Below are 12,209 nucleotides of genomic sequence, written 5' to 3' on the forward strand. Positions count from 1 at the left end.
TTATTTTGACCTTGCTAGTAAGCGAGGTCAAAGCTCTCTTTTATCTCAAATTTATACATTAAAATTTTTAAAATAATTAATATTTTTTTGGCTATAATCCAAACTAGTTTCAAGGTTTGAAATACTAATTGCAAAAGGAAAAATCATGACAACAATTGATTGTAGAAATTTAGAGTGTCCAAAACCAGTCATAATGACAAAAAATGCACTTGATGGCTTAAGTGAAGGTGAAAGCTTAGAAATTTTGGTAAATGCACTAGCCCCAAAAGAAAATATTTCAAGATTTTTAAAAAATCAAAATATAGAATTTAGCCTAGAAAGCAATGGCAACGAGACTAAAATTTTAGCTACAAAAGGTAAAAATGCGCTTGAGCTTACAAATTTTGATGAGTTTGTCTGCGACATAACACCAAAAAATAATAAAGTACTCTATCTAAATGAAGAGCGCGCGGGAAGTGGCGAAGTAGGAATAAATTTACTATCAAAATTCCTGGGAGCTTTTCTTCAAGTTGAGAAAAAACCAAAGATAATAATCTGCGTAAATAACGCTGTAAAGATGACTACAAACCGCTCACATCCAAGCTTTAAGCCGCTTAAAGATCTTGAAGCTGCTGGTGTTAAAATTTTAAGCTGCGGAAGCTGCTTGGAGGCTTATAAGCTAGTAAGTGATCTTGCAATTGGCGAAATTTCAAATGCTTATGAGATCATCGATATACTCTCAACTCACGAGCAAATCAAATTATGATCTACTACGACAAAAAGCTTACGCAGTTCGTTAGAGCCGCTGGTTGAGCTGCTAAGCTTGACCCGTCGGGTCTAAACAAAACGATTAGTAGCTTAAATTTATCTCATCCAAATCTGCTCTCAAGCACCAATTCTAACGAGGATGCGAGTGTTTTTAAAATTTCAAGTGATCTTGCACTTGTTCAAACGCTTGATTTTATAACGCCTGTGGTAAATGATCCATTTATTTACGGTCAAATCGCTGCTGCAAATAGCCTAAGCGACGTCTTTGCAATGGGTGGTGAGGTGATAAATGCTCTAAATATCGTAGGCTTTGATAGTTGTAACTTGGCGCCTGAAATTTTAGGAGAAATTTTGCAAGGCGGAGCCGATAAAGTAAAAGAGTGCGGCGGTATAATCGTTGGCGGGCATACGATTGAGACACAGCAGATGTATTATGGGCTTAGCGTCACTGGAAGGGTGCATCCTGATAAATTTTGGGCAAATAATACAGCCATAAATGGCAATGTTTTGATACTTACAAAGCCCCTTGGAAGCGGCATTTTAAGTACAGCAATAAAGGCTGATTTATTAAGCATCGAGCAAATAAAAGAGGCTGCAACTATTATGGCACAGCTAAATTTTTATGCATTAAAAGCACTTGATGGCATCAAAGTCTACGGCGCTACTGATGTGACTGGATTTGGCTTTTTGGGGCATTTAAGCGAAATGCTAAATGAAAAGATCAGTTTTGAAATTTATGAAAAAAACGTGCCAATCATTGCAAGCGCAAAGGAATTTTCAGATATGGGCATTATTCCAGAAGGAAGCTATAAAAACCGCGAATTTGCAAAACATTTTATAGACAAAGAAGCTGACATTTTGCTATTTGATGCACAAACTTCAGGCGGACTTTTGCTCGCAGTTGGCGAAAAGGACGCGATGCTTGCAGTAAAACGCTTAAAAGAAGTAGGTTATGAGCACTCAGCTATCGTTGGCTCTGCGGTGTCAAAGAGCGAGTTTGGTATATTTTTAAGATAAATTTTTTAAAAATAGCATGCTATCCATTGCGTTAGCGAAATCTTTTAATTTACTTAACCATTCTATAATTTCAAAAACTACAAAGGAGAGATGATGAACTATCTTGAAATTTTAAAATTTCGTCATGCTTGCAAGGTTTTTGACGAAAGCAAAAAAATCGGTGCTGGAGAGTTTGATTTTATACTAGAAGCTGGTAGGTTAAGCCCTAGCTCAACTGGCCTTGAGCAGTGGGATATCTTAGTTGTTCAAAATAAAGAGCTTAGGGAAAAAATAAAAGCTCTTTCATGGAATCAAGCGCAAATCACATCTTGCTCGCATTTAGTTGTCGTTTTAGCTAAGATCAAAGAGGTAAAATTTGGAAGCACCTACGTTAATAAAATAATCGCTAGAAATACCAACAAAGATCCTGAAGCCATTGCTGCAAGGCAAAAATTTTATCATGACTTTTTGCTAGCAAATTTTAAAAATGATGATGAGCTAACATTTCAGTGGTCACATGAACAATGCATGATAATCGCCACAAATATGATGAATGCAGCTGCAAGTTTGGGCATTGATAGTTGCCCGATAGAAGGCTTTGACAGACACGCTTTAAATGAACTTTTGGGGCTTGATGAGAGCTTTCAAAGAGTGGCTATCATGGTGCCATTTGGCTACCGCCTAAATCCACAGCCAAAAAAACTTCGCAGAGAAATTTCTGATATCGTTACTTGGATCTATTAAGATATTTGAGCCAAATTTTAAATAAATTTTTGGCTCAATTTTAAATAAATCAATAAATTCTAAATAAATACTTACCTTTATAAACCCAAATCAAGTAAAAATGGGATAAAATCAGAGCCAAAACCTAAACTAACGAGGTGTCTATCGTGCTTGAGAAACAAAAAACCAGCCTTCAAATAGTAAAAATGTTTTATACAAAGGCTATTTTACTTTTACTCTCATTTATATTTTTAGCATTATTTGTAGTTTGTGCTGGTACGAACGATATAAAGTATGATCTTAGCTCAACTAATTCAAATATAAAATCATCAATCTCAAATAGCTTTTTTATAATAAAAAACGATCTATTTTTAAAATCAAAAATGGTTGAAGCAGGTCTTAGCGATATGCTATTTGATAAAAATTCAACAAAAAACGATCTTTATATAGCTTTTTATGTTTTTGATAAAAATAGAAATTTACTCTATTCAAAGAGATTTTTAGGTGCTGATAACATAGCCGAAAAGGATCTATCTCGGCTTAGGTTAAACGAGACAGATGCTGGAAAATTTACAGTATCAGATCGAGTTTATAAAAACAGTCGTTTTAGAGACATTTATGCATCTTATGGACTAAAAAATGGAGGCAGCATTTTAGTTCAAATTGATATAAAATTTTTGCAAAACTACACTAATGTAGGTTACGATGATAAAAGCAAAACTTATGCTTATCTGGTAGATAAATATGGAAATTTATCAAGAGATGAGTTTTATAAAAAATTTGATGAATCGATGTTTTTGCCTTATGTGAGTCTTGGCGACGAGTTTAAAGAGGATAAAATAATATTTTCTTTAAGCCATATGGGCTTTTATCTCATAAGCTATATGCCAGAGTATAAAATTTTTGTTATTACCGCTTCAACGAAACATTTTCATATCTTTATGCAGTTTGTGTTATTTTGGCTATCGATCTTTTGTTTTATATCTTCTTTAATTTTGTGGGTTAGAGATGTGAAATTTATAAAAAATAGAATAATGCCAGCTTTAAAAGAGGTAAGAGATACTTTAGATGGCGATGAATACGAGATAAGACGAAGTTTAAATGTAACAGAATTTGAAGATATAAAAAATGGAATAAACAAGCTAAAGATAGAAACCAAAAAAGCAACTGATGGGCTAGAAGAATACAAAAGTAGATTTGGCTATATTTTTGAGCAAAGCTTTTTGAAAATAGTAGTTTATGATGCTTATAGCGGCGATATTATTGATGCTAGTAATGCATTTTTATCTTCTGTTGGCTACACAAAAGATGAGATTATAGAGCTAAATTTAAATGATTTAATAGATGACGATTTTGCATTGTTTATGCAAATGAAACAAGACGCTCAAAATAGCGATATGAGTTTTAAAATCAAGCTAAAAACAAAAGATGGCGGCACTAAAGAGGGATTTTTACAAGAGTCGCAGATTGAACTAAGGGATTCTAGGCTAAATTTTATGCTTATACATGAGCTTGACGATGGAAAATTTACGAAAAAGGATAACGAAGCAATAAATGATTATTCGTTTTTATCGCCAAATGTAATAGCAGAAGCTTTAAGCAGCGATCCATTTTCTATCGTAAGAAGTACGCAAAATATCGATAGTGTCTTTAAAGTCGCACAAGATAAGAAGCTTATAAATTTAAAAGATCTAATAAGCCCTGAAAGTTTAGATGAGTTTGCTGTAAATATTTCTAATGAATCTAAAAAATTCTTTGAAAAAGGTAGCAAAAATAGCGAGATAAATCTCGTAGCCAATATGCAAACAAATGAAAACAACAAAACGCCATTTAAAATAAAAGTAAAATTTATTGATAATGGTGCTGATAAAGAGCAAAAGATCATCTACTTTTTTAATGACTTAAGTGATATAGCAAAGTTGCAAGAAAAATATGATGCTGAATTAAAATATTTTCAAAGCATACTTTGGGCAAGCCAAGCGCTTGTCTTTTCATGGGATAAAAAAAGCGACACCCTTTATATCCCAAATGCTATCGCCAAGTCGCTCGGATATGCATTAAATGGAGATATGAGTATAAATTTTGAACGTGCAAAAACTATATTTGTAGATGAATTTGTAAGCTTTAAAGACTTTTTTGACCTTATAAAAAAAGGTGAAGTATATGATGGAGAAGTGCGTTTTTATAGGGCTGATAAAGAGATTATTTATGTAAGGATTAGAGCAAAAGCAATAGCTTTTTATGATGGTGAAGCAAGCATCATAAAAGGCACAATGCAAGATCTTAGTGTGCAAAATAGCTTTTTTTCTTATCAAGACCTTTTAGCAAAAATTTTCTCATACGCAAAAGAGCAAATTATTATGCTTGATGATGAGTTTAGGATCATAGATGCTAATGACGCTTTTTTCGATACGCTTGACATTTCTGGAGATAAAAATTTTATAGAGAAAATTTACTCAAAAGATATAATAAATTTTAAAAACGGACTAAAAGATATTAAAGATGAAATTTTAAATTCACTTCAAATAACTGGCTTTTGGCAAGGTCTTATTCATGATGTTCGAAGCAAAAATAGACTCGAAGTTATAAGCATAAGTAAGCTTTTAAACGCGTTTGGCGATCAAGAGGGATATATATTACTAGCTTCAAGCGCAAATGATGATTGCTACAATAAAGAGTATCTCGAATTTATCGCGTATCACGATACGCTGACTGGACTACCAAATAGATTTTTACTTTTTAATAAGCTAGAAAATCTGCTAAAACAAGCGAAAAAAAGCTTAAAAGTAGCAGCCTTTTATGTCGATTTTGATAACTTTAAATCGATAAATGACGGATACGGACATCAAGTAGGCGATAAAATCCTAATAGAAATTTCAAAAAAAATAGATGAAATTTTTCCAAAACAAGGAATATTTGCAAGAATAGGCGGGGACGAGTTTATAGGTGCTATGCCTTATGAAAATTTGGGAGAAATTTACGAGACTGCTGAGAACATCTTAAGAGTGGGCCAGAGTAAAATTTCTATTGATGATGAAAAAAAACTTAGCGTAAGTATTGGTATTAGCTTAAGTGGCGATGCACTTAGCGTTGATGATCTAATTGAAAGAGCCGATTGGGCTATGTATCAAGCAAAGCTTAATGGAAAAAATAAATATTATGTATTTAATTCGAAAAAAGATACGTATTTTAAAAATGAATATAGAGATGACTCAAAGATCATTGAAGCTATCGATGCTGGCGAGATGTTCTTGCTTTATCAGCCTGAGATTGATATAAAAAGTGGGGAAGTTAGTAGCTTTGAGGCATTTATTAGATGGAAAAATGGCGATAAGATATTAAGACCATCAGACTTCTTACCGCTTGCAAAAGGCTCAAAAGCAGTCGTTGCTATCGCATTATTTACGCTAAAAGATGCTTTAAAAGCTAGGGCTGTATGGCTAAAAGAGGGAATAAATGCAAAAGTTAGAGTAAATTTATGCATTAAAAAGCTAATGACTTCTGAGTTTTTTGAGAAATTTAAAAAGCTTTTAAAAGATGAGCAGCTAGACGCTAATGGGTTAATCATAGATATCGTTGACTCTGCAAGTGGTGTAAATTTAGATGATGTTGTTAGATATATCGATGCTTATAAGGAGCTAGGCGTTAGCTTTTCGCTTGATGATTTTGCGTCTTATTCTGGCTCGGTAGAAGCTTTAGGTATGTTAAAAACAAATAGATTTAATATAGATAAAAGATTTTGCAAACAAATTTTTGATTCAGTAGAAGCACTAAAGACCATACGCATGATAAAGTATGTATCAGATACATTTAATTTTGATGTCATGATAAAAAATTTAGAAGATAAAAGCATGCTTGAAATTTTTGTTGGATTTGGCTTTAGTAGATTTCAGGGACGGCTCTTTGCGCCAGAGCTTAGCCTGGATGATGTGCTCAAATTTAAATTCACTCTATCATCTCCGCTAAATGTAAGAAATTTTCAAGATGATGAGAATTACAATATGCTTTGCAAAATAGTAGGCGTAAAAGAGCTTATGACTCGTTTGATAAATTTACTTAAATGCGATGAAAAAATAAGTGAAAAATTAAAAAGCGAAATAGCAAATCAAGTAGATGATATCAGAACAATAAATGAAAAATTAGCTGAAATTTTAGATACGATCCTTGTAAAAATAGATAAAGAGAACGTAATAAATTTAGCTAATGAGGCAATTTTGTTATGCGATAATGATCTAAATTTGAGTGGAGCGAATAAATAATGAATGAAAATGTTTTAAATGTTTATGAGCATGAAATCCCAAATGGAAGCAAGCTATACTTTGCCAGTAGCGCAAAGCTAAAGAGACAGATCGAACAAAAAGCTAGTGAAATTTTAGAAAATGAAGGCTTTAGCGAGATCGTAACGCCATTTTTCTCATATCACCAGCATTTAAGTGTAGATGCGACAAATCTTTTACGTTTTAGCGATAGCCTAAATCACGAAATAAGCCTAAGAGCTGATAGCACGGTAGATACTGTAAGGATCGTGCTTAGAAGGCTAAAGGCAAACGAATCAAAAAGATGGTTTTATATCCAGCCAGTCTTTCGCTATCCAAGTCAAGAAATTTATCAAATCGGAGCCGAGCTAATCGGTGAAAATGATGTTTTAAAAAGTATAAATATCGTAGCAAAGCTTCTTAATGAGCTAAAAATGGATACATTTTTGCAAGTGAGCAATATACAAATTCCAAGAGTAATTTGTGAAATTTTAAGTGTGCCTATTGAAATTTTTGAAAACGGACAAATGGAGAAAATTTTATCTCAAAATGTTCCATGGCTAAGCGCTCTTGCTCTTTTAAAGTCAGTTGATGAGCTGGATGAAGTGATTAAAATTTCTCCAAGTAAACTAAAAGAGCCGCTTGAAAATTTGAGAAATTTAGCCAGCGCTTTAGAATATAAAAATTTAAGAATAGTTCCGCTATATTACTCGAAAATGAGATATTACGATAGTTTATTTTTTAGATTTTTAAGAAATAACAGCATAATAGCAAGTGGTGGTAGCTACGAAATAGACGGAAAAATAAATAGTGGTTTTGCTGTTTATACAGATGCATTGATAGAAGAAAAAATTAATTTAAGGAAGTAAGAATGAGAAAGGCTGATTTAGTAGTTGGAGTTCAATGGGGTGATGAGGGTAAAGGCAAGATAGTTGATATGCTAGGACTAAACTATGACATGATCTGTCGCTCACAGGGCGGTCATAATGCCGGTCATACGATCTGGGTTGATGGCGTTAGATACGCGCTTCACCTTGTTCCAAGTGGAATTTTGCATAAAAATATCATAAACATCATTGGCAATGGTGTTGTTGTTTGCCCAGAAGTATTAATCACTGAAATGGCACAGTTTGAAAATTTGGAGGGAAGACTTTATATTAGCGATAAAGCACATTTAAATCTAAGTTACCATAGCCAAATCGATCAAGCAAAAGAGAGACTAAAGGGTGAAAAGGCTATCGGTACGACTGGCAAAGGCATAGGACCAACTTATGCTGATAAAATAAGTAGAAGCGGTCACAGAGTAGGCGAATTACTTGAACCAGAGCGTTTGTGCGATGCTTTGATGCATGATTTTGAGACAAACAAATGCGTATTTGACGCACTTGGTGTAAAAATTCCTAATGAAAATGAATTGCTTGAAGAGCTAAAAAGATATAAAGAGGTTTTGGCTCCATTTATCGCAAATACTACAAACCTAGTGTGGAAGGCACTTGATGAAAATAAAAAGGTATTACTTGAAGGCGCTCAGGGCACGCTTTTAGATATCGACCATGGCACATATCCATACGTAACTAGCTCAAATACCATAAGTGCAGGTGCTTGCACAGGTCTTGGGCTAAATCCAAAAGAAATCGGTGAAGTAATAGGCGTCATAAAAGCATATACGACTCGTGTTGGCTTTGGTCCTTTCCCAACAGAAGATAAAGGCACGAGCGGCGATAAGATGTGCGATATCGGTAAGGAATTTGGCACAACAACAGGCCGCCGCAGACGTTGTGGTTGGTTTGATGCTGTGAGTGTAAAATATGCTTCAAGGCTTGACGGTGTCGATACTTATGCGCTTATGAAGCTTGATGTGCTTGACGGATTTGAAGTGGTAAAAATTTGCAAAGCTTATCAATATAATGGTGAAACTATCGATTATATGCCAACAGATCTTGAAAATGCAACTCCTATCTATGAAGAACTTGCAGGCTGGGATAGCGTAAAAGGCATAAGCAAATATGAAGATCTGCCAGCAAATGCAAGAGCTTATATCGAGCGAATAGAAGAGCTAACTGGCGTAAAGATCGGCTATATCTCAACAAGCCCTGAAAGAAGCGATACGATCATTAGATGAAAAGCAAATTTACCTCTATCGTCCGCGTAAAAAAACAAGAGATGGATAAGGTAGAGGCAAAGCTTGCCGTTGCTAGGCTTAATGTAAGAAATTTTGAAGAAAATTTAGTACATTTAAGAGCAAGGCTTGAGGAGTTTTGCTTACCAAAAAGTGGCAATATAGGCGAGCTAAAGGAAAATTTAGAGTTTATAAAGATAGCAAGGCAAGAGTTAAATGCCTGCAAAGAGAGCCTTGAAATAGCTAAAAAAGAGGTTTCGCATTACGAACATAAATATAAAAATGCAAATTTAGAGTACGAAAAGATGAAATATCTAGAAAAAGAAGAGTTTAAAAAAGAGATAAAACGCATACAAAAGGCCGAAGCACTTGCGCTTGATGAGTTTGCGGTGATGAAATTTACAACTAAGAGCGAGTTGTGATGAGAGCGGTTTTATTATTCTTTATTATTTTAAATTTTGCATTTTGTTTTGAAGTGCCAGTTGATTGTACGCAAATTTTTGAAGCTAGAAAAGAAGAAATTTCAAAGGAACTTGAGATCATAGATGAACAGCGCCAAGCTTTAGAGGTATTTCGCGCAAGCTCGGCAGCAGCCTATGAAGAAAATAATAAAAAGCTTGCCAAAAAAGAAGCTGATCTAAATGCGACAATGAAAGTGATCGAGCAAAAACGCAAAGAGATCGATGAAGTGGTCGCCAAAAATGAGAAAATTTTAAAAGAACTTCGCACAATGACTAGTGATAAAGTCAATGAGTCGTATTCTAAGATGAAAGATGGCGCGGCGGCTGAGGTGCTCTCTAAAATGCCTAGATCAAATGCGGCTACCATACTTTATGCTCTTGATGCCAAAAAGATATCAACTATAATGGCAAAAATGGATCCAAAAGTAGCATCCGAGATCACCACTTTACTTCAAAAAGGGCCACCATTTGCTGATGAGAAAGGCGATATGCCAACCCCAGCCGGTAGCATAAATATACAGTAATAAATTTTTGCACAAGCAAGCAAAATTTTAAAGAATTTAGACACCAAACATAAAGCTCTATGCTTATAAATTCTTAATTTTAAGCTTGCCTAACTTTAGCTTGTATACTTTTGTGGTAGCTATTTTTTAATCAAGCTTGCTAAGACCCCAACTCCAAGAATGGCTAGAATGATAAAAAGGCTAATTTGTGCAGAAATTTCAAAACCGATATGAAAGATATGAGCAGTCGCATTTACAGCTAGCTTTGCTGCGATAAAAAATAAAAGCACGATCACAGAAATTTCTAGATATTTTAAAAAATTTTTGAGTGCTTCAAGTACAAAATAAAGCGTTCTTAGCCCAAGTATCGCAAATATCATTGCTGAATAAACAATCACAGGATCTTTGCTCACAGCAATGACGGCTGGAACGCTATCAAAAGCAAATATCACATCGCTTAGCTCAATCACGCAAAGGCACAAGAATAACGGTGTTGCTATCCAAGTGGCTTTTAGTCTTAAAATTTGATCGTTAAGAGTAGTTTTTTGACTATCTGAAATTTGTTTAGAAATTTCGCTAAATTTAACAAAAAAACTATGTCCGAAAAGCTGCGGTAAAACTGGGAAGAAGCGATAAACTGCCCTATAGGCTATATGGTTTGAATAATCTTTTATATCCTCATCACACTTATCTTTTTTTATCATCATTACAGCACTATATGCGACTATTGCTGCAAATATTAGCTCCATCCAAGGCGAGATGGCAAAAAGCATCGTACCTACGGCTACAAAGATGAGTCTAAATACCATAGCTCCTATAACGCCAAAATAAAGCACTCTGTGGCGATAAATTTCAGGTATATTAAACCATGAAAAAATCGCCATCATCACAAAAAGATTATCTACCGAGAGCGACTTTTCTAGCGCATATCCTGCAAAATAAAGGCTTGCTATTTCGCTGCCTCGCTCAAAATATAAATATATACCAAAAAGTACCGAAACTCCTATCCAAAAGATAGACCAAATGCCAGCTTGTTTTAGTGAAATTTTCTCATCATGTTTATGAGCAAAAAGATCTATTCCAAAGGCAAGTGATGCCATTATAAGAAAAACTATAATTGTTTGAATTTCTGACGTGTTCAACTTTTATCCTTAAAATTTTTAACAAGGCATCATCAAGACTTCTACTATCTCGCCTTTTTTAAGAATTTCTTTATCCATTGGGATCATTAAAAGTGCAGCTTTGTTTGTTAAATTATTTACGATCGCTGAACTGCCAAGCTTTTTGCCATTTAGATTTACAAAATTTTTTCCTTCACGATTTTCTAAATTTACAGCTGTAAATTCCAAAAATGGCGAGCGTTTTTTATAGTCTTCGTCCATTATCGCCGTGATCTTTGGCTCTTCTTGACCAAACCACGCATTTATTAGGACCCTCACGTAAAGCACACACATAACCATTGCCGAGTACGGAAATCCTGGCAGTGCAAAGATATATTTGTCACCTGATTTTGCCACTCTGATGTGACGGCCCGGTTTTATTGCAGCACCCTCGATGATAAGGCTAAAATTTTCATTTAAAGCGCCTTTTACAAAGTCGTAATCACCCATGCTTATGCCACCAGTCGTCACTAATATATCAGCTGATTTTAGTGCGTTTATGATCGCTTTTTCGACAAGCTCGGCCTTATCTCTTACGATCTCGCAAAGGATCGGCTCCGCACCCATTTTGCGTATCTGCATAGCGATCCCTACGTGGTTTGAGCTGTGAATTTGTGCTGGATTTTCTAATGGCTCGCCAAGGTCTTTTATCTCACTACCAGTCGCTAGTATCGCCACTCTTGGGCGTATGAAAACGCTTACGTGAAAGACACCAAGCTCAGCAAGAAGTGCTATCTCAGCGTAGCTTAGACGAGCGCCTTTTTTTATTAAAATTTCACCTTTTTTGTAACTTTCCCCCACTTCGCGCACAGCAAAGCCCTTTGGCACACTCTTTTTGATGAGTATTTTTGAGCCGTTAACCTCGACATTTTCTACCGGCACAAGAGTATCAGTGCCTTCGCTCATTAGTGAGCCAGTGAAAGTTTTTACACATTTACTACCCTCTATAACTAGTCCTTTGTCGCTTCCAGCGGGCAGGTCTGTGATGAGCTCAAGCTCGCTTAGGCCATCTTTAAAGGCAAAAGCGTATCCATCCATCGCTGAAACCGGCTTTGCTGGGTAATTTTCAGTGGCTGTCACGTCGTAGGCGATATTTCTATCAAGTGCGTCCGTGATGGCTACTTTTTCGACCTTTTCCCACGCATTTATTGTATCTTTTAGAATTTTTAGGCTATCTGCGTAACTCATAAAATCTTTCATTTTTATCCTTTTTATGAAATTTTTGCATATTCTATCCATTTCGC

At 35.1% G+C, this 12,209-nt stretch carries 10 protein-coding genes; 8 read left to right on the plus strand and 2 right to left on the minus strand.

Going from position 1 to position 12,209, the window contains the following annotated elements; all coding sequences use genetic code 11:
* Positions 1 to 145 precede the first annotated feature (145 nt).
* The 8 genes from yedF to G6W45_RS00505 all read left to right on the plus strand — a co-directional run bounded on the left by yedF (position 146) and on the right by G6W45_RS00505 (position 9,826).
* Positions 146 to 745, plus strand: a complete 600-nt coding sequence (gene yedF / locus G6W45_RS00470) for a sulfurtransferase-like selenium metabolism protein YedF (RefSeq protein ID WP_021090823.1) — start codon at positions 146 to 148, stop codon at positions 743 to 745.
* A complete protein-coding gene (selD, locus tag G6W45_RS00475) occupies positions 742 to 1,764 on the plus strand; it encodes a selenide, water dikinase SelD (protein ID WP_194167165.1) in 1,023 nt (340 codons plus the stop codon). Before yedF ends, selD begins: the two co-directional genes overlap by 4 nt.
* A gap of 93 nt (positions 1,765 to 1,857) precedes the next feature.
* Positions 1,858 to 2,487 carry an NAD(P)H-dependent oxidoreductase gene (locus G6W45_RS00480; protein WP_103560518.1) on the plus strand — a complete coding sequence of 210 codons (630 nt, stop codon included), beginning with the start codon at positions 1,858 to 1,860 and terminating at the stop codon, positions 2,485 to 2,487.
* Between the two features lie 146 nt (positions 2,488 to 2,633).
* Positions 2,634 to 6,725: a diguanylate cyclase domain-containing protein gene (locus G6W45_RS00485; protein ID WP_194167166.1), complete on the plus strand. Its 4,092-nt coding sequence runs from the start codon at positions 2,634 to 2,636 to the stop codon at positions 6,723 to 6,725.
* On the plus strand, positions 6,725 to 7,591 hold the full coding sequence (locus G6W45_RS00490; RefSeq protein ID WP_107858462.1) for an ATP phosphoribosyltransferase regulatory subunit: 867 nt from the start codon (positions 6,725 to 6,727) through the stop codon (positions 7,589 to 7,591). Before G6W45_RS00485 ends, G6W45_RS00490 begins: the two co-directional genes overlap by 1 nt.
* A 2-nt stretch (positions 7,592 to 7,593) precedes the next feature.
* Positions 7,594 to 8,844, plus strand: a complete 1,251-nt coding sequence (locus G6W45_RS00495; protein ID WP_084041659.1) for an adenylosuccinate synthase — start codon at positions 7,594 to 7,596, stop codon at positions 8,842 to 8,844.
* Positions 8,841 to 9,263, plus strand: a complete 423-nt coding sequence (locus G6W45_RS00500) for a flagellar export protein FliJ (RefSeq protein WP_021090542.1) — start codon at positions 8,841 to 8,843, stop codon at positions 9,261 to 9,263. Before G6W45_RS00495 ends, G6W45_RS00500 begins: the two co-directional genes overlap by 4 nt.
* The gene (locus G6W45_RS00505) at positions 9,263 to 9,826 is read left to right on the plus strand and encodes a MotE family protein (protein WP_084041661.1); all 564 of its coding nucleotides are present in this window, start codon (positions 9,263 to 9,265) and stop codon (positions 9,824 to 9,826) included. The genes G6W45_RS00500 and G6W45_RS00505 overlap by 1 nt, the downstream gene beginning before the upstream one ends.
* A gap of 119 nt (positions 9,827 to 9,945) precedes the next feature.
* On the opposite strand, the gene G6W45_RS00510 is transcribed toward G6W45_RS00505, so the two are convergent.
* Complete coding sequence (locus G6W45_RS00510) at positions 9,946 to 10,947, minus strand: TerC/Alx family metal homeostasis membrane protein (RefSeq protein WP_194167167.1); 1,002 nt, start codon at positions 10,945 to 10,947, stop codon at positions 9,946 to 9,948.
* An 18-nt stretch (positions 10,948 to 10,965) separates the two neighbouring features.
* Positions 10,966 to 12,165 (minus strand): molybdopterin molybdotransferase MoeA, encoded by a 1,200-nt coding sequence (locus G6W45_RS00515; protein ID WP_194167168.1) that lies wholly within the window; start codon positions 12,163 to 12,165, stop codon positions 10,966 to 10,968.
* Positions 12,166 to 12,209 lie beyond the last annotated feature (44 nt).

This window comes from Campylobacter concisus, from assembly GCF_015229955.1.
Taxonomy (GTDB): Bacteria; Campylobacterota; Campylobacteria; order Campylobacterales; family Campylobacteraceae; genus Campylobacter_A; species Campylobacter_A concisus_AT.